We start from the raw sequence: 23051 nt of genomic DNA on the forward strand, positions 1-23051 counted from the left end.
AAGGCCGGCTGCTTACGGCTGCAAGGTTTTGCCGTCCACTGGATCGCCAATTTTCAGGAAATGCCCGCCCGCCACATGGTGCAAGGTGCGCAACGCGTCTTGCCCCTCGAAGTGCCAGCGTCCTTCACTGAACACGCGCTCGTCTGCCTGTGCGGCAATCACTTCGGCCAGGAACAGATCGTACTGCTGGTGATTGCCTGGCTCCGGCAGCAGTCGGCATTCCAGCCAGGCAACGCAGCCTTCGAGCATCGGCGCATCGATCAATTCAGCGCTGAAGGTCGCCAAGCCATAGACCTGGAACTTGTCCCGGCCTTGGTCCCGGGTCAATTCCAGGCCGGACGTCGAACCCACGGTCTGGACGATATCGGCCTGGGCGGCGCAGGGAACATTGAGCACAAACGTACCCGAAGCCTCCAGCAATTGCCGTGTCCAGGTGGACTTGTCCAGCACCACGGCAATTTTCGGCGGCTCGAAATCCAGCGGCATGGCCCAGGCCGCCGCCATGATGTTGCGCTGGCCGTCATGGGCCGCGCTGACCAACACGGTCGGGCCGTGATTGAGCAGACGATACGCCTTGGCCAAGGGAACCGGGCGGCGGTGAGAAACGCTCATGATGGCTGCTCCTGGAGAAAACGCCGATTGTAGCGATTTACGCCGCGATGGCAGGCATCAAGTCGCCAACTGATTGGCAAACTGCCCGACCGCGTTCACCACTTTCTGTGCCCCGTCCTGAATCTCGACAATCACCGTCCCCGCCTCAGCCGCCAGCGCCAGCCCCTGTTCAGCCTGGAGTTTACCCTCGGTCATCAGCGCCACGGCGTTGCGCGCCATGTCCTGGTTCTGCCGCACAACGCCGACGATCTCATCGGTTGCCTGGCTGGTGCGCGAAGCCAATTGCCGGACCTCATCCGCCACCACCGCGAAACCACGCCCCTGTTCCCCGGCCCGAGCCGCTTCGATGGCGGCGTTGAGCGCCAGCAGGTTGGTCTGTTCGGCAATTCCGCTGATGGTTTTGACAATGGTGCCGATCACCAGCGACTGCTCGTTCAGCGCTTCGATGCCTTCACCGGCGGTCTGCATGTGCGTGGCAAGGTCACGCATCACGTTGACCGCCTGAGTCACCACAGCGTTACCGCGCTGCGCGCTGCTGTCGGTTTGCTGCGAGGTGCTATAGGCAATGTTGGCCGCTTCGGCGACGGCTTGCTCCTGATTGACCTGATCGGTAATCACCGTGGCGAACTTCACCACTTTGTAGAGTTTGTTGTTGGCGTCAACCACCGGGTTGTAGGAAGCCTCCAGCCAGACCACGCGCCCGTGGCTGTCGACGCGTTTGAAACGCTCGGCGACGAACTCGCCTGCATTCAAGCGGCGCCAGAAGTCCTGGTACGCGGCGCTGTTGTATTCTTCCGGTTCGCAGAAGGTGCGGTGATGTTTGCCCTTGATCTGCGCCAGGCTGTAACCCATGCCGCTGAGGAACCGTTCGTTGGCCGCCAGCACATTGCCATTGAGGTCGAACTCGATCACTGCCGTGGAGCGCACGAGCGCGCCGATCAGGTTCTCATGCTCACGAGACGCCTCGATGGTGCGGGTCAGGTCACTGGAGTAAATCGAAAAGTGTTTGATCCGGCCGTCCGCGGACCGAACCGGCTGCACAATCGAACGCAGCCAGGCTTCCTGGCCATTACCGCGCAACAAACGCACCGCGCCGGCAAAGTGCTCGCCACGGGTCAGCGCGGCTTTGAAGCGGTGGTGGAATTCGTCCGACTTCACATGGGTCGGGACGATGTCTTCGATGTGTCGCCCTATCAGGTCGCTGCTTTTGTAGAGCATCTCACCGATGAAGTTCTGGTTGACCGATTGAATCCGCCCATCGGTATCGAGGGTCAGAACCAGCATCTCGCTTTCCAGACTTTCCTTCACTTGCTGGAGGCTGGAGAGTTCTTCGCGAAGAGCCGACAGCTCCTGCTTCAAGCGTTTGTTGAACATGGGGATACACCGATGGACAGGGATAGAAAGCGGTATGCAGCCTAGCCATCGGCCTTGGGGAAATTTTCTGAAGAGTGTTTCAGGGTTGTCCTACAAAAATAGTTAGGCATCTTGATGCGCGTCGTGTCGCCAGAAGCCGAATGGTTGTCGAAACATCGTTTCTTCCCAACATTTCCGGAAATTAAACACCGCTCGACAGCACTTGTTGAAAACGGCTCAAGGTTACTTCCTGCAAGCTACAACACCTTGCGTCGTTGCCTACGGCTACGCCAGAATCTGCCGGCTTGTGCGCCTTAGCCTTGGCCTCTATCGTTTCCCTGCCACTGCCCATCAGTGGTCGGGTTTAGTCGCCCGTCGTTGCTAAGTCGCATAGTTCCAATCAGTCAGGTATCCCATCCCTGTACTTATGGTGGCTGTGCGCAGGGCACTCTTGGGTGCGCCGATTTCTTAGCTCGTCGGTCGACTAACCTGTGCACAGCTGCCTCCCATTCGTTTAGTCGCGAACTGGTTGCAGCCTCACTCAAGAGAGAGCTAAGACATGTTCAAGGTAACTCCAAATCCGCCGGACACCGATCCGGTCTCCCCCTACGAAAGCCCCGACTCAAACAAACTCAACGAAGCCGCCGAGCGCGCCCTCGACCATCACTTCCCGCCAGCCGACCCCAAACCACCAAAACGCAACGGTCAGCTCTTCAGCGTCTGCCCGGGTATCAACCCTGAAACCCTTCTCGCCAATGCCTCGGAAGATTTGCTGTCCATCAGTGCCATTGCCGCAAGTCTCGCCGACGATGTGGACGGTTCCCGCCGCTCCGTAGCCCTGGCGCTCAGCCGCATGGCCGACGGCGTGCATTTGTTGGTGGAGCGAATGCTGGATCATCTGGATGAACCCGAGATAGCGGCGATTTTCGCCAAGCAACAAAGCCGCGTCATCTAATCCGCCACCCATAAAAAAATGGGCACCCAACCTGGTTGGCGTGCCCATTCTTTTTTCCGCTCCCCGCTACGCGGGACATAGATGCCTGTTACGGATTAACGCAGTCTTTCAACGATTTGCCCTGGCTTGAAGCCACGCTGCGGCTCCCGACATTAGGCATCCGCGCTCCAAAATACGCGGCACAACTCACCCCCACAACCCCCATCACCGCGCAGAAGATCACGCAGATCCATGGGCTCCACGGCATCAGTCCGATCAGCAACAACGGTGTGATACTCGCCCATACGGCGTAGGCAATGTTGTAGGTGAAGGAAATCCCAGAGACACGAATCCGCGCCGGGAACAGGCTGACCATCACCGACGGTACCGCGCCGACCACCCCACAACAGAGACCGGCCACCGCGTACGCCAGACCGATCCAGTTGCCACCGATGATCAGGCAGGTATAGAGCACGCCGATGCCCAAGGGCAGCAGCAGGCTATAGAGCATCACCGTGCGCCAGGCGCCAATGCGGTCGACCAGCAGCCCGGCGAGTACACAGCCGATATTCAGAAAAACAATGCCCAAGGCACTCAGGGCGAAGGTGTGGCTAGCGGTCATACCGAAGGTTTTCTGCATCATGGTCGGGGTGATCACCACGAACACCACCACCGCCGAGGTCAGTACACAGGTGAGGATCATCGCCGGCAGCATGGCCAGACGGTGTTCACGCAAGACCGTGCGCAGCGGCAGTTCGACAGCTGCATCCCGCTGGGCCTGCATGGCCATGAACACCGGGGTTTCGCTGAGCCAGCGGCGTAGCCAGACGCCGATTACACCGAACACACCGCCCAGCAGGAACGGGTAACGCCAGGCGTAATCAAGGATTTCTGCCGGGGTGAACGCCTGTGCCAGAAACGTCGCCGTGAGGGCACCGATCAGGTAGCCAAACGTCAACCCGGCCTGCAGGAAACCGAGGGCATAACCGCGATGGCCGACGGGGGCATGCTCGGCGACGAATACCCAGGCGCTCGGCACTTCGCCGCCCACCGCCGCGCCCTGGAGGATTCGCAGGATCAACAGCAGCAGCGGTGCGAAATAACCAATTTGGGCGTAGGTCGGCATGATGCCGATCAACAGGCACGGCAGCGCCATCATCAGGATGCTCAGGCTGAAGACCTTCTTGCGGCCCAACCGGTCGGCGAAATGCGCCATCAGAATCCCGCCCAACGGCCGCGCCAAGTAACCGGTCACGAAGATCCCGAAGCTTTGCAGCAATCGCAGCCACTCGGGCATTTCCGGCGGGAAGAACAGCTGGCTGAGGGTCAGGGCGAAAAATACGAAAATGATGAAATCGTAGATTTCCAGCGCGCCGCCAAGGGCCGCAAGGCCGAGGGTCTTGTAATCCGAGCGGGTGAACGGCGCCGGGCGCGAGTGGATGTTGGCAGTCATGAAAAGCACTCTGGCATAGGCAAAAAACCAAGGCGCTCATGGTCTACGCAAACGCGCCAACGGACAACCCGTTAGACCAAAGTCCTAGACGCGTAAAACGTTGTCACAAAATAGAACCGATTGTTTTACTGTTGGCACCTGTCTAGACGGGCCTTCGCGGCCCCAAAGACCACAACAAACATAAAAATTCGAGGTACACCCGTGGCCGCTGATATCGAAGATACCCGCTCCGCCCGCTTTGCCCTGCGCTGCTCAAGTTTTGCCGAACGCTGGTTCCCCGACTCCTGGGTGTTTGCCGCACTGGCGGTGATTATCGTTGCCGTGGCCACCCTGTTCATGGGCGCCAAACCCACTGACGCCGCCATGGCCTTCGGTGACGGCTTCTGGAGCCTGATCCCGTTCACCATGCAGATGGCTTTCGTAGTGATCGGCGGTTATGTGGTTGCCAGTTCGCCACCGGCAGTGAAACTGATCGACCGGCTGGCGCGGATCCCGAAAAACGGCCGCTCGGCCGTGGCCTGGGTTGCGTTGATTTCCATGGTCGCTTCGCTGCTGAACTGGGGGCTGTCGCTGGTGTTTGGCGGTTTGCTGGTGCGTGCCCTCGCCCGCCGTACCGATCTGAAAATGGACTACCGCGCTGCCGGTGCTGCCGCTTATCTGGGTCTCGGCGCGGTGTGGGCCTTGGGCCTGTCCTCGTCCGCCGCGCAATTGCAGGCCAACCCGGCCAGCCTACCGCCATCGATTCTGTCGATCACCGGGGTGATTCCTTTCACGCAAACGATCTTTCTCTGGCAATCCGGTGTGATGTTGCTGGCGCTGATCGTGATTTCGCTGATCATTGCCTACGCCACTGCACCCGGCCCGAACTCGGCCCGTGATGCCGAAGCCTGCGGCATCGATCCGAGCTTCAACCTGCCGCCGTTGCAACCGCGCACCCGCCCCGGCGAATGGCTGGAGCACAGCCCGCTGCTGACGATTTTGCTGGTGCTGCTGGCGGCCGGATGGCTGTTCCACGAGTTCTCGACCAAACCGGCTATCAGTGCGATTTCCGGGCTGAACACCTACAACTTCCTGTTCATCATGCTCGGTGCCCTGCTGCACTGGCGCCCGCGCAGCTTCCTTGACGCGGTGAGCCGTGCGGTGCCGACCACCACGGGCGTACTGATTCAGTTCCCGTTGTACGGCTCGATCGCCGCGCTGATGACCACCGTCAAAGGGACTGACGCTCAGACACTGGCTCACCACATCTCGACCTTTTTCGTACAAATCGCGTCCCACGACACCTACGCGCTGCTGATGGGCGTGTACTCGGCGATCCTCGGTTTCTTCATCCCGTCCGGCGGGGGCAAGTGGATCATCGAAGCGCCGTACGTCATGCAAGTGGCCACCGACCTGAACTACCACCTGGGCTGGGCCGTGCAGATCTACAACGCCGCCGAAGCCCTGCCGAACCTGATCAACCCGTTCTACATGCTGCCGCTGCTGGGTGTGCTCGGGCTGAAGGCGCGGGACCTGATTGGGTTTTCGTTCGTGCAACTGCTGGTGCACACGCCGCTGGTGCTGTTTCTGCTGTGGGCATTGGGGACGACGCTGACGTATACGGCGCCGGTGATGCCATAACATGCAAGTGATTGCACCTGCTGCGGGCAGGTGCAATCAGTTCACCCTGCTTGAGCAGTGAAACAAGCGCCTAGATTCATCCTACAAACAGACTCGATTGCGCCTGACATGAAACCCGGAGAGTTCTTATCTCCAACCTATAAATCGCTGAGTAAACTCCGACAGCACACAAACTTTTTAAAGCAAGACAGCACTGACCAAGGATGAACAAACACATGTCTTTAATATCGAAAACGCTGGAAGAGATGATTAACGAGATTTACCAGGACGGTAGGGTTTCAGTCGTTGAATATAAAAAGCTGCGTGATGATGCAGATCGCCGTATGGACGCTGTCGTCCGCGAGTTCGGCCAGCACAACAATCTGACCGCCCTTCAAAAAGCGATGGATGTAGTGATGCAATTAACGCAAACGTCCATCATTGATGCCAAAAAAGCCAAACTGACCGATACAGGAGAGGCCATCGTCAAGGATGCCGTATTGGCACAGGTCGAGTACTTGCGCGCCGGTACTCATCTGGCACTCAAGCTGTTGTAACGCTTCAACCTCCGTCCGGCCCATAGATAAGCCCGGGCCGGACGCCATTACCGAGAGTTCCTGGCATACACACCGCAGGCTCTACGCAAAAAAACTACACGCAAACACTATTCTGCGTAACGCCGCTGATCCAGTATGGCGCGTACCCCAATCAACGGGACCACGCTGAAAAGGATCTGAGCATGTTCAAATTCGCAGGATTCACCCTCGCGGCCCTCACCCTGAGTGCCGCCGCCCATGCCGATGTCGACCTGAAGCTGGGCAGTACCGAACGCGTCACTCGCCTGTTCGCTTACCCCAACAACTGCAACGTGATCTGCTTTCGCAACTGGACGCTGGAGCAAACGGTCGAGCATTACCTGACCCAAAGCGTGCAGCGCGATGGTTACAGCGCGGCGAAAGTGCTGGTCAAAACCGATAACGATCAGCTCTACGCCGAAATCAGCGGCGTACCCCGTGGCTATGAAAAACCGTTGGCGGCGTTACTCGATGCCGGTGATCTGGCCTATACCGGCGCCAGCAAGCTGAATGCCGATGGAAAGTGGGCTTACAGCTGGTATCTGTTTCTGCCATTGGGCATGGCCCTGGAAAACCGCAAAAGCGTTGAACTGTTGCACTTCCCACCGGATTATTCGCTGACCCAGGCCCAAGACTATCTGGAGTCCAAGACCACCGACCGTTGGGCCACGCTGCTGACCGCCAACGGTATTCCTGACGACCAGACGCCGGGCTACCAGACCATCATCGACATCGCACCGATTGCCGCGCCGTCCAACGCTGGCAAGGATCTGGAAGGCGTCTACGACTACTTCAAGGACTACCAGACCACGATGGTCAAGCAACTCAGTCAGAACGCCAGTGGTGCGGCGTTGCCGATGGTCGCCTTCGGCGCGCCAGTGCGTAACTGGATCAAGCAGCAATACGGGCCGACTGTGAACGTGCTGGGCCTGGTCAGCATCAGTCCGAGCGACGGGGTGAAAGTGCCAGTGCTGGGTTCCAACCACCCAAGCTACATTTGGTACGCCGCCGACCCGGAAAGCTATACCGGCAAAGATGCCCAGGCCAAGGCCGACGCCGCAGGCCTTAAAGTCATGGGCCAGGATTTGAGTGCCGCGTGCTGGCAGGCCGCGATGGGCCGCCAACCGGACAGTAATCCCGACATTGAACTGAGAAGTTGCACCCAAACCTGGCAAGTGGCCCAGCCAGAAAAAACCTGCGAGCTGTTCTATACCTCGATCCGCAACCTGACGCCCGAAAAAGCCGTGGCCAAGTGCGCAACGGCACCGATCAAATCTCAGCTCAAACAGCTGAAAGCCCCGGTACCCGCGACTGCGATCCCTGTCCCGGCTCTGTAAAACGATGAACGGCGGGTCTACTGTCATAACTGACAGTAGACCCGCCGTTTCATTTGCGAGAGGCTGGAGTCGTACCCATGTGTTGCAGAGCTGACAGGATCGTCAGCTGATGGAGGTCGCAGCACCCAGCCGACAAGGATCGTTATGAAAACCCACGCCCTGCACGAGACGCCTGCACAACCTCCCGATGGGATTTATCCATTTTCGGAGCTGCCCGTTCGCCTTGGATTCCCCTCCAGGGCCGATTTCGAGATTATCGACAACACCAACGGATCGGCGGCAGCCGTCGCAGTACTTCGGGACTTTCCACGCATCAGCCGAATTTGTCGGGCGTCGGGGCATCTGCTGCCTTATCGGTGTCGGCATACCCGGCAACTGGCCCGTGGCATCCATGTCTACGACCCGCGCTTCTGCGGGCTGCTGCGACACTCCTGCGACCCAAACGTATTTCTCGACATGAGCGAGCTGTGGTTGTGGGCGCTGAAGGACATCAAAAAAGGCGACCGACTGACGATGGACTACGGCCACCACCGAAGACAAACTCCTGCGTCAGTTCGCCTGCCAGTGCGGTTCGTTCGACTGCCGTGGCTGGATCACCGGCTACGATGAATCGCCGAACGCCGACGGCCAGTTGTTTCTGCATCACTGGCGCCGGCGAAGTCTATGCTGAAGGGCGTTACAACGCCTCGACCGGACGCAGACGGTATTGCGGCGGCAATTGCTCGAAACCGCTGATGGTGGCATTCAGGCTTTTCCAGCGACCGTCCTTGATGCCATAGATGCAGCCGTGAACAGACAGGCTCTGCCCGCGGTGCCAGGCGTTTTGCACAATGCTGGTGTGCCCGACATTGGCCACTTGCTGGATCACGTTGTATTCGCAGAGGCGGTCGACCCGCTCTTCTTCAGTGGGCAATTTGGCGAGTTCTTCGCGTTTTTCATAATAGAGATCGCGAATCGAGCGCAGCCAGCCGTCGATCAGGCCCAACTGACGGTCCTGCATTGAGGCGCGTACGCCGCCGCAGCCATAGTGACCGGTCACGAGGATGTGTTTGACCTTGAGCACGTCGACCGCGTACTGAATCACCGACAGACAGTTGAGGTCGGTGTGCAGCACTACGTTGGCCACGTTGCGGTGTACAAACAGATCGCCGGGCAGCATGCCGACGATCTCGTTCGCCGGCACCCGGGCGTCGGAGCAACCGATCCACAGGTATTCAGGCGTCTGTTGACGGGCCAGCTTGGAGAAGAAGTCCGGATCTTCCTGTTTGATCGCTTCGGCCCAGCGTTCGTTGTTATCAATCAGATCTTGTAATTCGTTCATGCTGTAAAGCCTCAAGAATGATGCGCTGGTTTGACAGACAACCGCCCGTCGGGGTCACGCGCTTGATGCAAGTATGGCCGGTGGAATTCTAAGGAGCCAAGTGGGTCCACCCTAGTAAGGCCCACAGTATGAGGAATTGCCATGACTGAATCACGACGTCCGTACGATGCGGTGCAACCCGAGCCCATCGATGACAACGAAGACCGCATGGGCTCGATGCATGAGCTGGATTTCGACGAGGAAGAACCCAGCGCCAAAATCGGCGACGAGCTGCCGCAAGCGGAGCGTGAACGCCTTATGCCTCGGGAACGCGTACGTGAAGCCGGCATGACCGGGGCTTCGACCGAGGACCATGAATCCACCGAGGACGACATGAGCCCGGAAAACCTGATCCGTGAAGACGGCGCACGGGATGCTCATGAGGCCGGCGAAGGCGAACAGGCCGATTGGGATTTGAGTATTGTCGATGAAGACGACATTGGTGGTGGTAATGGGCTGGATGAAGCGGAACTGGCGCAACGCGATCCGATAGACGGTAATCGTTGATCTGTGGCGAGGGAGCTTGCTCCCTCGCCACAATAGCTGTAGCTCAATCGACGAGGGTGCAGGCCATCACCACCGCATCTTCCCGCCCGCCAACCGCCGGGTAGTAATCGCGCCGGCGACCAATCTCGTTAAACCCATAACGCTCATACAACTTAAACGCACCACGGTTGCTGTCGCGCACTTCCAGAAAACACTCCCGCGCCTTGGCGTCATACGCCCGGGACATCAAATGCTCCAGCAGCGTCAAACCCAGGCCACGGCCCTGGTTCTCCGGTTTGACGGTGATGTTCAGCAGATGCGCTTCATCAAGGATGATCTGCACCACCCCGTGGCCGACCTGCTGCTGGCCTTCAAACATCAGCCATACCTGATATTTACCCAGCCCATCGAGAAAAATCCCGCGAGTCCAGGGATGGCTATAAGCCGCGTATTCGATTTTCAGTACAGCGTCCAGGTCCGCCTCGGTCATCGGGCGGAACGATACAGCGTCACTCATTCGATTCTTTCCAGCGCGCCATCAGCCGACGCATGGCTTGCCAGACATCAGCCTTACGCTGTGGCTCTTCCATTAATAATTCCAGACCCGGCAGGGCCCAGACCGAGCCCAGGCCTTCGACCTGGAGTTCACGGTTGAAGGATTCGGCGTTCCCCTCACCGGCGAAACGCACCGCCGGCAGGCCGATCAGCCACACGCAGACGCACGGTGCGTCTTCCAGCCGGGCCGAGAGAAAACCTTGCACGAAGTCGCGAGCCGCTTCCGGGCCTTGATCCATGGTGCCCCGAGACAACAGCGGCCAACGCACCGGCTCGCCGACGATCTGCGGGCTGTCCGGCAGACCGGCGGCGCGCAGCATGTCTTTGAGCAATAAGTAGGCAGGGTCGCGGGTCTGGAACGATTCGCCTGTGGGTAACTCCACCAGCAGCAGGCAACGCCCGGCCCGCAGCAATTGCAGGGCGAAACGCGGTGGCGGCACGACTGGCGCCTTGATCGCAACCGGAGCAGCCTCTTCTTCAACCTTGGCATTCGTGCGCGTGCTGGCCAGCGATGGCCGCGGCACCTCTATTTTCACCCGTTCGGCCGGTTTGACCAGCGGTTCCACGGGCGAATCAGCCACAGGCGCGGGCGCAACCGGAGCAACCGGCGCGACGACCAACGGCTCGGGCATCTCCAGCAACTCAGGGCGCGAGGGCGCAGCAAAAGGCAATTCGGTGCGCGGCAGCCAGTTGACCACCTGCATGGCGGTCAAATAAGCGCGACGACGGGACTCGATAAGCAAAGGTCGGCCACTTGTGGATAACTAAAGTGCGGTGATTCTACCGCCCTTCGCTCAAGATCGCCCACGCTTGATCGATAGAAAGCCAACTGTCCGTCCCGAGAGTGAATCGCAACGGGCGTGATGCAGTACAATCGCGACTTTTAATCGCCAACCAGCCGGCCATTCCGATGATCGAACCCAAGCGCGTCTTGCGCGCCCTCGCTGAACACTGGGCACTTCTGGAGCCACTGTGCGAGCACTTCGACCAAGGCACCTTGAGCCTCAACGAACTGCGTTCACAGTTGGCCGCCCAGCAACTGGACAGTACGCCGCAGGACATCACCAGCCTGCTGGACGTGTGGATCCGCCTCGACATTCTGGTTCCCGTGGCGAAAAGCCCGAACCGTTTCGAGCTCAACGCGCAGATCCACGACTTCCTCGCCTACCTGCGCCGTGAGCACCGTCTGGGCCTGTGCCTGGAGATCGAAGCCTATCTGCGCCATCTCGAGCGCCTGGCCGGTTATATCCAGGACGCCTTCGACATCCGCGACGGCCAAGACCTGGCGCGCCAGTTGCGCCTGCTCGACATGCGCGTACGGGACGTATTGAAGAAACTCGCCAACGACGAACAGGCACTGGTGGCCGTCGCCGAGCGGGCCAAGACCAGCGACCGGCAGATTCCCCTGCGTCAGCGTTACGCCGAAGTACTGGCGACCTGGGACGAATACGTCGAGCCGATGATTCAGCTGGTGAACGCCGACGGCGCCTTCGAACAAGGCGTGCGCAAGGTCGAAAACGTCCTGCTGAAGATGCTCACCGAGCAGCAGCGCCTCGGCCATCTGGTCGACGACGACATGCTGCTGCGCACTCACGCGCGCATCCTCGAAATGCAGACCAGCGCTCAACTGACCTTGCGTCACGCCCGCGAGCTGTTGCTGCCGCTGCGTGAAGAAGCCCGTCGGCACAACGCCGTGACCCGTGGCGCGGCGCTGGCCTTGTCGGCGATTCGTCGCAAAGGCATCGATGCGGTGCCACAAGCGGCGATGCCGATGTTCACCCGACCGCAAAGCACGTTCCTCGGCAGTGCCAGTCAGGTCGAAGCCTACGTTTACGCCCTGGCCCGTTTCGAACCGAAACCGGCACGCTTCCCCAAGGCCCACAAGACGCAGAAAGGCGAAGCGCCGCGCGCGCCACGCACGGTTCGGGAAATGCTCGAACGCTGCGAAGACGCCCTACCGATGCCGGACCTGATGACCTGGCTGCTGGAGCAGGAACCGGACGGCGCTACCGACGAATTGCTTTATTGGTTCTCGCGCCTGTCGCGGGAAAAGCGCTTCACACGCGAGCGTCTGGAACGCCGCGATTACCACACTCACGAGCACCAGGTCAGCCTGCGCTCCTTCGCCCTGCTCTCGGCCCGCGACACCGCCGCCGAGGATTCTGCGAGCACCCCACATGCATCTTGATCTAAACGAACTGTCCCAGCTGGCGCCGATCTTTCGCGAGCTGTTCAAGGGCTACCACGTCAGCCGCCGCGATCCGGAGCTGTACGCACAACTGTCGAACTTCCAGGACCAGTACCGCACGCTGTTCAAGGCATTGGGCTTTGAACTGGTCTGCGATACCCGTGGTTTCTACTACTTCGTCCCAGACCTGGCCGCCGCGGCAGTGAACAAGACTGCCCAGCGTCTGGCGCTGTTCACCTTCATCCTCGTCGAGCATCTGGCCGATCAGGGCCGCGACCCGGTCGCCGTCCTCGACGGTGGCAGCCTCGGCCGCGATGAATTGCCATCGCTGCTGGAGAAATACCGTGACCTGTTTATCCAGGCCGAAGTGCAGACCGTCGAAGAACTCGAAGAAAAAATCATGCGCCGCATGACTCAGCTCGGTTTTGCCGGTGAAGAAAACGGCATCTACCGTTTCCTGCCGCCCATGCATCGCTTCCTCGATGTCTGCCTGTCGGTCCAGCAAGACCGTGATCTGGCGGCCAGCCTGCACAGCGTGTTGCCTCTGCCGGTGCCGGTTCTGATCGACGACGACAGCGACGAAAAGTTGTTGGAAACCGATGACCCGCTGGATTTGAGTGACTTCGAAGAAGAAAGCGAAGAAGACGCCATGGCTCGCGCCATTGCCGAAGAACAGGAGACCGACGCATGAGCAAGGAACGCTACGGCATTCGCCGCTTCGCCCTTTTGAACACCGCCGGTTACAGCCTCGGCTTGTTTCCGCTGGAAGAACCGTTGTCGGTTTACGGCGCGAACAACCTCGGCAAATCCGCCTCGATCAACGCCTTGCAGTTCCCGATTCTGGCGCGCATGTCGGACATGAGTTTCGGCAAGTACAGCCTGGAACAATCCCGGCGTTTCTACTTCGCTTCGGACACCAGTTACATCCTGGTCGAAGTGTCCCTGCCCCACGGTCCTCACGTCATTGGCGTGGTCGGTCGCGGCCCGGGCGGTGGTTTCGGTCACCAGTTCTTTGCCTACGCCGGCAAACTGGATCTGGCCCATTACCAGAAAAACGACACCTGCCTGCGGCAGAAAGAATTGTTCACCAACCTTGAGCGCGAAGGCCTGAAAGCCTACGAACTCAAACCTGATGAACTGCGTCGATTGCTGGTCGGCGGTCACACCTCGATTCCGCTGGACCTGACGCTGATCCCGCTGCGCTCCACCAGCGAGCAGAGCCTGAAGACCTTCCGCGCACTGTTCATCAACCTGCTGCACATGCGCGAAATCACTGCGGCCAAGCTCAAGCAGCTGTTTCTCGATGCGTTTGAACACAGCCTGCGTTCCGGTAGCGTCGACTACATCGCCGCGTGCGAAGAAGCCTTCCGCGATGTACGACGCATGGAGCAGGACTACAACTCGCTAGTCACAGCCGGTCCATTGGTTGAAGCCCTCGCGGCAGGCGTGACCCAGCGCAACATCCTGCGCGGCAAACTACACCGGATCTCGCCGCTGCTCGATTCCTTGCTTGGCACCTGGTCTGACTACGCCAGTGCGCGCAAAGAAGAACTGACGATTCAGGCCGAGCACTACCGCAACGAACAGGACGCGCTGCAAAACGATCAACGCGGCGGCACTCAGGAGCTGATGCGTCTGGAGCGGGAAATCACCGGCATCCAGCGCTGGCTCGGCGAATTGTCGGTGCTCAAGCATCGCTTTGCGTTGGTCACTGACGTCAAAGTCCTTGAGCAGCAACTGCTCGCGGCCAAGGATGCGCACGATGAACTCGCCGGTGCGCTGGCCCAGTCCCGGCAGTTCAGCGCCGAAGACCTGGAAGAGCGTCTGCGGGATCTGGAAAAACGCCTGAAGTCGGTGAAACAGCAACTCGATCATGCCGACAACAACAGCTACGCCCGTCTGCGCGAGGAATTCTCGCAACAGGATGTCGAGCGCCTGATGCGTTTGTTCAACAGCGCGTTGTTCAGTCTGCCGTTGGGCGAGCACGGTATTACGCTGGACGAGGACGGTCAGTGGGTCAAATCCATGGAACTGATCCTCGACGGCTTCAAGGGCGAGCGCTTCGAAGTGCCGGGACTGTCCATCGACATCTCGCACATCGAGCCGCCGGCCCTGCAAGCCCTGGCTGACCGCGCGGCATTGCGCGATCAGAAAGAGCGCCTGGACAAAGAACTCAAACAACTGAAAACCCAACAAGCCGTGGCCGCCGACCGCGCCGCGAGCAAGACCCAGACCGAAGCGCTGTACCAGCAAGTGCTGGATGCGCAGAAAGCGCTGGAAGATTTCCGTCGTGCGCAAACCTTGAGCGCCGAGGAAGACGACAAGCTTGAGCAATTGGCACAGATGGAAGCCGCTCAAGAGGAATTGAAGCGCTCCAGCGACGCCTTCACCGAACGCGTCCAGCAACTGTCGGCCAAACTGCAGCTGGTTGGCCGCCAGATCGGCGACATGGAAGCCAAGCAACGCACCCTCGACGACGCCCTGCGCCGCCGTCAGTTGTTGCCGGCAGACTTGCCGTTCGGTACGCCATTCATGGACCCGATCGACGATTCCATGGACAACCTGCTGCCGCTGCTCAATGACTATCAGGACAGCTGGCAGGGTTTGCAGCGCAGCGATGGTCAGATCGAGGCGCTGTACGCTCAGGTCCGCCTCAAAGGCGTGGCCAAGTTCGACAGCGAAGACGATATGGAGCGTCGTCTGCAATTGTTGATCAACGCGTACGCACACCGCACCGACGAAGCCCTGACCCTTGGCAAGGCTCGTCGTGCGGCCGTTACCGACATCGCTCGGACCCTGCGCAACATCCGCAGCGACTACGACAGCCTTGAGCATCAACTGGCGTTGTTCAACCGCGAGATCAACAAACGTCAGGTCTCCAACCTGCAAAGCTTCCGTATTGTCCTGGCGCCGAACAAGGAAGCGCTCAAGCACATCGACCAGATCATCCACAGCGCCGGTCAGTACGAAGAAGGCGAAACCCTTTCGGTCTTCGATCTAAGCCAAAGCGCCGATCAGGACAACAAGAACGAAGAAGCCAAGGAGTATCTGGCACGGTTGGTGGCGGCTAACCACAACCAGCTAGGCCTCAAGGACCTGTTCGAGCTGGCGTTCGAGATCACCAAGGTCAACGGTCAGCCGGTGATTCACACCGACATCGACGGCGCCGCTTCCAACGGTACGACCATGACCATCAAGGCGCTGACCAACATGTACTTGTTGCTGCACTTGATGGACCGTGACCAGGCCGGTCGCGTGCGCCTGCCGTACTACCTCGACGAGGCGGCGGACATCGACGAGAAGAACCAGGCAGCGTTGCTGGAAACCAGTCTGCAACTGGGCTTCGTACCGATCCTGGCGAGTGTGAAGCCGCAGGTCTGCGCCAGTGTCGCCATCGACCTGGAAGGTGGCAGCGGGCCGAATGGGATCTACATCGACGAGGCGGACTGGAAGTACATTCGTCGTCACGATGAGGTGAAGGCTGCCGTTAATGTTGAAGCGGACGAGCCGGAGCTGGATGCAGTCTGATTTGCATTAATCAACAGCCATAAAAAAGGCCGCGATCCAATGGATCGCGGCCTTTTTCATGCCTGCTGTTTTGGGCTTACTTACCGATTGAAATCTTCGGCGCCCAGGTCAGCCATTCGTCTTCGAACTTATCGAACAGCGGGAACGTTTGCTCAGCTCGCGCCGGACTGCCCATGCGCTCGCCATCCGGCGTGGCGAAAGCGATGCCGCCCTGAATCAGCGTCTCCAGCGATTCGGTACGCATCGTCGCCCCTTTGAACAAGCCGTAATCAAAGCCAAAACCACTGGAGTTCCAGAATCGCGTGCCGCTGCGCACCAACGGAGCGTACTTCGGCTCGATCAGGATGTGCACCAACACACGGTCCGCCGTCTGGCCGAGTTCATAGCCTGTCACCTTGCCCACGGTGATTTCGCGATAAGTGACCGGCACACCTGTTTTCAGCGAACCACGGCGGGCAGCGCTCAACACCAGACTCAAACCAGCTTCTTGTTTGGCGGTTTCCGGCGGATTGGTCAGGGCCACAAAATTTTTCTGCGGGCCGAGGTTTTTCGCGGCCGGTTGCACTTCGATGTATTGGCCAGTGACCAGCGTTTCGAGGTTGGACGTCTTGATCAGACCCAGTTCAGGTTTGACGACCCAGAACTGACTCCCTACCCGAGCGATACGCTCCGGCACTTCGGTGATTCGTGCCGTCAGCAGCACTGTTTGCAGGTCATCGCTGAGGTCGACGTCTTCAATCTTGCCGACATCCAGACCTTTGAATCTCACAGGTGTACCGCTGCGTAAGCCATCGGCTCGATCAACCTTGATCGTGACCACGGTGCCTTTTTGGTTGGCCTCGTCATGGTTGGCGAACAGACGGAAACGTGGAATACGTTTCTGCAACGGCGCATTCGCTTGCGGGGTTTCGAAGGCGATACCGCCAGCCATCAGGCTTTGCAGCGACTCACTTTTGACCTGGATTCCGCCGGTCAGCCCACCCGTCAGCGTGATGCCGCTGGCATTCCAGAATCGTGTCGAGGCGTTGACCAGCCCTTCGTATTCCTTCTCGATGTGTACACCTATCACCAACTGCTTTTTGGTGCGTGAGAACTGATAGCTCTGGACCGAACCGACCTTGACCTGTTTGTAGAGAATCGGGCTGCCGACCTCCAGTGAACCGAGGTTTTCAGTGAACAGCACCAGATGCAATCCTGGCGCACGCAGGTCGAGCGGCGGCGCCTTCGGCCGTGCCACAAACTCGCGCTGCGGTGCGCCGCCTTTGTCTCCAGGACGCACGGCGATGTAGTTACCTTTGACCAACGCTTCGAGACCGGTGATACCGGCAAGCGAAATCGACGGTTTGACCACCCAGAACTGGGTGCCCTCGACCAGGTAATCTTCAGCCAGAGGATCGAGGGTCAATTCGGCGGTGGCACTGGATAGATCAGGATCGATCTTGAGCGCTTTCAGATTGCCGACCTGGATGCCTTTGTACATAACCGGTGTGCGACCAGCCTGCATTCCTTCGAAGTCGCTGAGTTTGACCTTGACCCGAATACCGGCGGCGGCCGCATCGAAATCTTCGTAGAGACGGAATGGCAGACTCGGATCGGTGGGCGGGCTGTCCTTGCGGTTCTCCGGCGTGGCGAACGCGATACCGCCGGCGACGATGCTCGCCAGAGACTCGCTACGCACTTTCACACCCGAGAGGTTGGCGTCGATGCTGATGCCGCTGGCGTTCCAGAAACGTGTGTGTTTTCGAACCAGTTTGGCGTAGGTGGGCTCGATGAAGACTTTAAGTTCAACGGTGCTTTGGTCTTCGGAGAGCAAGTAACTTTTGATCTGGCCGACCCTGATCTGCTTATAGAACACCGGGCTACCGCGATTGAGTGAACCGAGACGATCAGCCTTGATGGTCAGGTGTAGACCGGGCTGGGCGTCCGACAGCGGCGGCTCTTCGGCCAAGGCTTTGAACTTGCGAGTCGGCTCACCCTCACCCGGGCTTATCGCCACGTAATTACCCGAGACCAGCGTCTCCAGGCCAGTGATGCCGGCCAGCGTCACGCTCGGCTTGACCAGCCAGAAACGGGTGCTGGTCCGCAGGTATGGCTCCACGTCCTTGTTCATCTCGACGGTAGCGATTACGCCTTTAGAGTTGCCTTCGTCATCGAGTTTGAGGGTCTTTACCTTACCCACCGACATGCCTTTGTAGACGACTTCGGTCTTGTTGGCCTGAATGCCTTCACCACTTTCGAAACGCACCTGAATTTCGATACCGGTCTCGTTGTAGGCACGCCAGCCGAGCCAGCCGCCGATGATCAGGGCAATCAGGGGCAACACCCAAATAGCTGACCAGTTCGAGGCCGGTCGGGTTTTTGCTGTAGGCAAATCAGTCATGGTCGTCATCCGACTCCGTGTTATCCCAAATCAGTCGGGGATCGAAAGTTACTGCGGCAAGCATTGTCAGAATCACCACACTGGCAAAAGCGATGGCGCCAAGATTGGCTTCGACGCTGGCAAGCCGTCCGAAATTCACAACTGCCACCAGGATGGCGATTACAAAAATATCGAGCATTGACCAGCGGCCAATGAACTCAATAAAGCGGTACATCCAAATGCGTTGGCGAGCCGACAGTGGCTGGCGGCGCTGCACGGAAAACAGCAGCAGTGCGATGCCCACCAATTTGAACGTTGGTACCAAAATACTGGCGATAAAAACCACGGCGGCGATGGGGATCATGCCGTGTTGAACCAGTTGGATCACACCGGACATGATCGTGCTGGGATCGCCCTGTCCCAGTGAACTGACGGTCATGATCGGCAGCACGTTGGCAGGGATGTAGAGAACCGCCGCGGTAACCAGCAACGCCCAGGTACGCATCACGCTGTTCGGGCGACGGGCGTGAACCAGCGCACCGCAACGGGTGCAGACCTGCTCGTCGGTGTCGGCTTCCTGCTTGTTCAATTCATGGCATTCGGCGCAAATCAGAATGCCTGCATCAATCGCCCGCATGGGCATCCTCTCCTGATAAAGCCTGCCAGATCTGATGGGGTGACATCACAACCTCCAACCAGACCTGAACCAACAACAAACCGATAAAGCACGCCAGGCCAAGCCCGACGGTAATTGCTGCCATATCTGCCAGTTTGACGATCGCCACCAGTACGCCCATGAGGTAGACCTCGAGCATCCCCCAATCGCGTAAATGGTGATAAATGCGGTAGAGCAACAGGCCGTAACTGCGTCCGATATCAAAACGAATACTCAGCAGTACAACCAGTTGGCAAAGCAGCTTGAGCAGCGGAATCCCCATACTGCAGAGAAACACCACGACTGCTACGCCCTGCATACCGGTATCAAACAGGCCAACAACACCAGTCCAGACAGTGTCATGCGATGACTGCCCGAGTAGATGGAGCTGCATGATGGGTAAAAAGTTCGCCGGGATATACAACAACAGAGCGGCGAGAACCAACGCGAGACTGCGCTGTACGACGTTATGCCGATGGGCGTAGAGCTCGTAACCGCAGCGAGGACAGAGCGCTTTCTCGCCATGGGCGAGTTCGGGCTTGCGCATCAGCAAGTCGCACTCATGACACGCTACCAAGTCGTCCAGCGGTAATTCTGACAGCCCTGGGGCGTCAACCGGATCTGGCATAAAGGCTCTGGCTCCGAAAAAGGTGGACCTATTCTAGTGTCATGGATCGAAAATAACTGTGCAAATTTGTGCTTTAACTGAAAGCCACTTTCCTGCGGACAAAACAAAACCCCTACCTGCATACGCAGATAGGGGTTTCGGAATTTAATCTTGACGATGACCTACTCTCACATGGGGAAACCCCACACTACCATCGGCGATGCATCGTTTCACTGCTGAGTTCGGGATGGGATCAGGTGGTTCCAATGCTCTATGGTCGTCAAGAAATTCGGGTACTGAGTCGTGGCCAGCTGGCCTCGCTTCAGCAAATTGGGTATGTGATAGCTTTCGGTGTTTTGTGAGTATCTCGAACTTTCGGTTCGTTTCGTCTTCACACACCGCAATCTGGCCTCTTTCGAGTTCACAAATTGCTTGGGTGTTATATGGTCAAGCCTCACGGGCAATTAGTATTGGTTAGCTCAACGCCTCACAGCGCTTACACACCCAACCTATCAACGTCGTAGTCTTCGACGGCCCTTCAGGGGACTCAAGGTCCCAGTGAGATCTCATCTTGAGGCTAGTTTCCCGCTTAGATGCTTTCAGCGGTTATCTATTCCGAACATAGCTACCCGGCAATGCCACTGGCGTGACAACCGGAACACCAGAGGTTCGTCCACTCCGGTCCTCTCGTACTAGGAGCAGCCCCTCTCAAATCTCAAACGTCCACGGCAGATAGGGACCGAACTGTCTCACGACGTTCTAAACCCAGCTCGCGTACCACTTTAAATGGCGAACAGCCATACCCTTGGGACCGGCTTCAGCCCCAGGATGTGATGAGCCGACATCGAGGTGCCAAACACCGCCGTCGATATGAACTCTTGGGCGGTATCAGCCTGTTATCCCCGGAGTACCTTTTATCCGTTGAGCGATGGCCCTTCCATACAGAACCACCGGATCACTAAGACCTACTTTCGTACCTGCTCGACGTGTCTGTCTCGCAGTCAAGCGCGCTTTTGCCTTTATACTCTACGACCGATTTCCGACCGGTCTGAGCGCACCTTCGTACTCCTCCGTTACTCTTTAGGAGGAGACCGCCCCAGTCAAACTACCCACCATACACTGTCCTCGATCCGGATAACGGACCTGAGTTAGAACCTCAAAGTTGCCAGGGTGGTATTTCAAGGTTGGCTCCACGCGAACTGGCGTCCACGCTTCAAAGCCTCCCACCTATCCTACACAAGCAAATTCAAAGTCCAGTGCAAAGCTATAGTAAAGGTTCACGGGGTCTTTCCGTCTAGCCGCGGATACACTGCATCTTCACAGCGATTTCAATTTCACTGAGTCTCGGGTGGAGACAGCGCCGCCATCGTTACGCCATTCGTGCAGGTCGGAACTTACCCGACAAGGAATTTCGCTACCTTAGGACCGTTATAGTTACGGCCGCCGTTTACCGGGGCTTCGATCAAGAGCTTCGCGTTAGCTAACCCCATCAATTAACCTTCCGGCACCGGGCAGGCGTCACACCCTATACGTCCACTTTCGTGTTTGCAGAGTGCTGTGTTTTTAATAAACAGTCGCAGCGGCCTGGTATCTTCGACCGGCATGGGCTTACGCAGTAAATGCTTCACCCTCACCGGCGCACCTTCTCCCGAAGTTACGGTGCCATTTTGCCTAGTTCCTTCACCCGAGTTCTCTCAAGCGCCTTGGTATTCTCTACCCAACCACCTGTGTCGGTTTGGGGTACGGTTCCTGGTTACCTGAAGCTTAGAAGCTTTTCTTGGAAGCATGGCATCAACCACTTCGTCACCCAAAGGGTAACTCGTCATCAGCTCTCGGCCTTAGAATCCCGGATTTACCTAAGATTCCAGCCTACCACCTTAAACTTGGACAACCAACGCCAAGCTGGCCTAGCCTTCTCCGTCCCTCCATCGCAATAACCAGAAGTACAGGAATATTAACCTGTTTTCCATCGACTACGCTTTTCAGCCTCGCCTTAGGGACCGACTAACCCTGCGTCGATTAACGTTGCGCAGGAAACCTTGGTCTTTCGGCGTGGGTGTTTTTCACACCCATTGTCGTTACTCATGTCAGCATTCGCACTTCTGATACCTCCAGCAAGCTTCTCAACTCACCTTCACAGGCTTACAGAACGCTCCTCTACCGCATCACCTAAGTGATACCCGTAGCTTCGGTGTATGGTTTGAGCCCCGTTACATCTTCCGCGCAGGCCGACTCGACTAGTGAGCTATTACGCTTTCTTTAAAGGGTGGCTGCTTCTAAGCCAACCTCCTAGCTGTCTAAGCCTTCCCACATCGTTTCCCACTTAACCATAACTTTGGGACCTTAGCTGACGGTCTGGGTTGTTTCCCTTTTCACGACGGACGTTAGCACCCGCCGTGTGTCTCCCATGCTCGGCACTTGTAGGTATTCGGAGTTTGCATCGGTTTGGTAAGTCGGGATGACCCCCTAGCCGAAACAGTGCTCTACCCCCTACAGTGATACATGAGGCGCTACCTAAATAGCTTTCGAGGAGAACCAGCTATCTCCGAGCTTGATTAGCCTTTCACTCCGATCCACAGGTCATCCGCTAACTTTTCAACGGTAGTCGGTTCGGTCCTCCAGTTAGTGTTACCCAACCTTCAACCTGCCCATGGATAGATCGCCCGGTTTCGGGTCTATTCCCAGCGACTAGACGCCCTATTAAGACTCGCTTTCGCTACGCCTCCCCTATTCGGTTAAGCTCGCCACTGAAAATAAGTCGCTGACCCATTATACAAAAGGTACGCAGTCACCCAACAAAGTGGGCTCCCACTGCTTGTACGCATACGGTTTCAGGATCTATTTCACTCCCCTCTCCGGGGTTCTTTTCGCCTTTCCCTCACGGTACTAGTTCACTATCGGTCAGTCAGTAGTATTTAGCCTTGGAGGATGGTCCCCCCATATTCAGACAAAGTTTCTCGTGCTCCGTCCTACTCGATTTCATGACTAAGAGATTTTCGCGTACAGGGCTATCACCCACTATGGCCGCACTTTCCAGAGCGTTCCGCTAATCTCAAAGCCACTTAAGGGCTAGTCCCCGTTCGCTCGCCACTACTAAGGGAATCTCGGTTGATTTCTTTTCCTCAGGGTACTTAGATGTTTCAGTTCCCCTGGTTCGCCTCTTAAGCCTATGTATTCAGCTTAAGATAACCATCTTATGATGGCTGGGTTCCCCCATTCAGACATCTCCGGATCAAAGTCTGTTTGCCGACTCCCCGAAGCTTTTCGCAGGCTACCACGTCTTTCATCGCCTCTGACTGCCAAGGCATCCACCGTATGCGCTTCTTCACTTGACCATATAACCCCAAGCAATCTGGTTATACTGTGAAGACGACATTCGCCGAAAATTCGCAATTTAACTCACAAATTTTACCTTAGCCTGATCCGTTACCAGTGAAAGTAACGTTCAGT

At 57.8% G+C, this 23051-nt stretch carries 17 protein-coding genes, 2 rRNA genes and 2 pseudogenes; 9 read left to right on the forward strand and 12 right to left on the reverse strand.

From position 1 onward, the window contains the following. Window positions 1-12 precede the first annotated feature (12 nt). The 3 genes and pseudogenes from ACA056_RS24235 to ACA056_RS24245 all read right to left on the reverse strand — a co-directional run. Window positions 13-612, reverse strand: a complete 600-nt coding sequence (locus ACA056_RS24235) for a flavin reductase family protein (protein ID WP_497268325.1) — start codon at window positions 610-612, stop codon at window positions 13-15. Between the two features lie 57 nt (window positions 613-669). Continuing rightward, window positions 670-1278, reverse strand: a complete 609-nt coding sequence (locus ACA056_RS24240) for a methyl-accepting chemotaxis protein (RefSeq protein WP_489268970.1) — start codon at window positions 1276-1278, stop codon at window positions 670-672. Next, a pseudogene (locus ACA056_RS24245) lies at window positions 1258-1986 on the reverse strand (PAS domain-containing protein); the annotation flags it as partial. The gene ACA056_RS24240 and the pseudogene ACA056_RS24245, both read right to left, overlap by 21 nt. Before the next feature lie 538 nt (window positions 1987-2524). On the opposite strand from ACA056_RS24245, the gene ACA056_RS24250 reads away from it, so the two are divergent. Next, window positions 2525-2920, forward strand: coding sequence for a DUF6124 family protein (locus ACA056_RS24250; RefSeq protein WP_497268327.1), 396 nt, complete (start codon window positions 2525-2527; stop codon window positions 2918-2920). A gap of 88 nt (window positions 2921-3008) precedes the next feature. Here ACA056_RS24250 and ACA056_RS24255 read toward each other — a convergent pair whose 3' ends face one another. Then, window positions 3009-4352 carry an MFS transporter gene (locus ACA056_RS24255; RefSeq protein WP_497268329.1) on the reverse strand — a complete coding sequence of 448 codons (1344 nt, stop codon included), beginning with the start codon at window positions 4350-4352 and terminating at the stop codon, window positions 3009-3011. A gap of 201 nt (window positions 4353-4553) precedes the next feature. On the opposite strand from ACA056_RS24255, the gene ACA056_RS24260 reads away from it, so the two are divergent. The 4 genes and pseudogenes from ACA056_RS24260 to ACA056_RS24275 all read left to right on the forward strand — a co-directional run bounded on the left by ACA056_RS24260 (window position 4554) and on the right by ACA056_RS24275 (window position 8533). After that, window positions 4554-5972 carry a short-chain fatty acid transporter gene (locus ACA056_RS24260; protein WP_134423164.1) on the forward strand — a complete coding sequence of 473 codons (1419 nt, stop codon included), beginning with the start codon at window positions 4554-4556 and terminating at the stop codon, window positions 5970-5972. A 215-nt stretch (window positions 5973-6187) separates the two neighbouring features. Next, window positions 6188-6508, forward strand: coding sequence for a hypothetical protein (locus ACA056_RS24265; RefSeq protein WP_074880302.1), 321 nt, complete (start codon window positions 6188-6190; stop codon window positions 6506-6508). A 182-nt stretch (window positions 6509-6690) separates the two neighbouring features. Continuing rightward, entirely contained in the window at window positions 6691-7863 is a 1173-nt protein-coding gene (locus ACA056_RS24270; RefSeq protein ID WP_497268332.1) for a hypothetical protein, read from the forward strand. Window positions 7864-8007: 144 nt separating this feature from the next. After that, a pseudogene (locus ACA056_RS24275) lies at window positions 8008-8533 on the forward strand (SET domain-containing protein-lysine N-methyltransferase). A 6-nt stretch (window positions 8534-8539) separates the two neighbouring features. On the opposite strand, the gene can reads toward ACA056_RS24275, so the two are convergent. Then, entirely contained in the window at window positions 8540-9184 is a 645-nt protein-coding gene (can, locus tag ACA056_RS24280; RefSeq protein WP_415771408.1) for a carbonate dehydratase, read from the reverse strand. Between the two features lie 141 nt (window positions 9185-9325). On the opposite strand from can, the gene ACA056_RS24285 reads away from it, so the two are divergent. Further along, a complete protein-coding gene (locus ACA056_RS24285) occupies window positions 9326-9730 on the forward strand; it encodes a serine kinase/phosphatase (protein WP_497268334.1) in 405 nt (134 codons plus the stop codon). 43 nt (window positions 9731-9773) lie between these two features. On the opposite strand, the gene rimI is transcribed toward ACA056_RS24285, so the two are convergent. Continuing rightward, on the reverse strand, window positions 9774-10226 hold the full coding sequence (gene rimI / locus ACA056_RS24290; RefSeq protein WP_497268336.1) for a ribosomal protein S18-alanine N-acetyltransferase: 453 nt from the start codon (window positions 10224-10226) through the stop codon (window positions 9774-9776). Continuing rightward, window positions 10219-10968, reverse strand: a complete 750-nt coding sequence (locus ACA056_RS24295) for an energy transducer TonB (RefSeq protein ID WP_497273593.1) — start codon at window positions 10966-10968, stop codon at window positions 10219-10221. Before ACA056_RS24295 ends, rimI begins: the two co-directional genes overlap by 8 nt. A 206-nt stretch (window positions 10969-11174) precedes the next feature. Here ACA056_RS24295 and mksB point away from each other — a divergent pair, with 206 nt between their 5' ends. From mksB to mksF, 3 genes are read left to right on the forward strand one after another with little or no spacing between them, the layout of a single operon-like run. Then, on the forward strand, window positions 11175-12452 hold the full coding sequence (mksB, locus tag ACA056_RS24300; RefSeq protein ID WP_497268338.1) for an Mks condensin complex protein MksB: 1278 nt from the start codon (window positions 11175-11177) through the stop codon (window positions 12450-12452). After that, window positions 12442-13143, forward strand: a complete 702-nt coding sequence (mksE, locus tag ACA056_RS24305) for an Mks condensin complex protein MksE (protein WP_027925914.1) — start codon at window positions 12442-12444, stop codon at window positions 13141-13143. Before mksB ends, mksE begins: the two co-directional genes overlap by 11 nt. Then, window positions 13140-15980, forward strand: coding sequence for an Mks condensin complex protein MksF (mksF, locus tag ACA056_RS24310; protein ID WP_497268340.1), 2841 nt, complete (start codon window positions 13140-13142; stop codon window positions 15978-15980). Before mksE ends, mksF begins: the two co-directional genes overlap by 4 nt. 76 nt (window positions 15981-16056) lie before the next feature. Here the strand turns inward: mksF and ACA056_RS24315 are convergent, their stop codons facing one another. From ACA056_RS24315 to ACA056_RS24335, 5 genes are all read right to left on the reverse strand, one after another. After that, on the reverse strand, window positions 16057-18360 hold the full coding sequence (locus ACA056_RS24315; RefSeq protein ID WP_497268342.1) for a PqiB family protein: 2304 nt from the start codon (window positions 18358-18360) through the stop codon (window positions 16057-16059). Further along, on the reverse strand, window positions 18353-18976 hold the full coding sequence (locus ACA056_RS24320) for a paraquat-inducible protein A (RefSeq protein WP_008145542.1): 624 nt from the start codon (window positions 18974-18976) through the stop codon (window positions 18353-18355). The genes ACA056_RS24315 and ACA056_RS24320 overlap by 8 nt, the downstream gene beginning before the upstream one ends. Then, the gene (locus ACA056_RS24325; protein ID WP_033061202.1) at window positions 18963-19622 is read right to left on the reverse strand and encodes a paraquat-inducible protein A; all 660 of its coding nucleotides are present in this window, start codon (window positions 19620-19622) and stop codon (window positions 18963-18965) included. The genes ACA056_RS24320 and ACA056_RS24325 overlap by 14 nt, the downstream gene beginning before the upstream one ends. Before the next feature lie 148 nt (window positions 19623-19770). After that, window positions 19771-19886, reverse strand: a 5S ribosomal RNA gene (rrf, locus tag ACA056_RS24330). A 158-nt stretch (window positions 19887-20044) separates the two neighbouring features. Next, a 23S ribosomal RNA gene (locus tag ACA056_RS24335) occupies window positions 20045-22936 on the reverse strand. Window positions 22937-23051: the final 115 nt, after the last annotated feature.

Source organism: Pseudomonas sp. LBUM1666 (assembly GCF_059695775.1).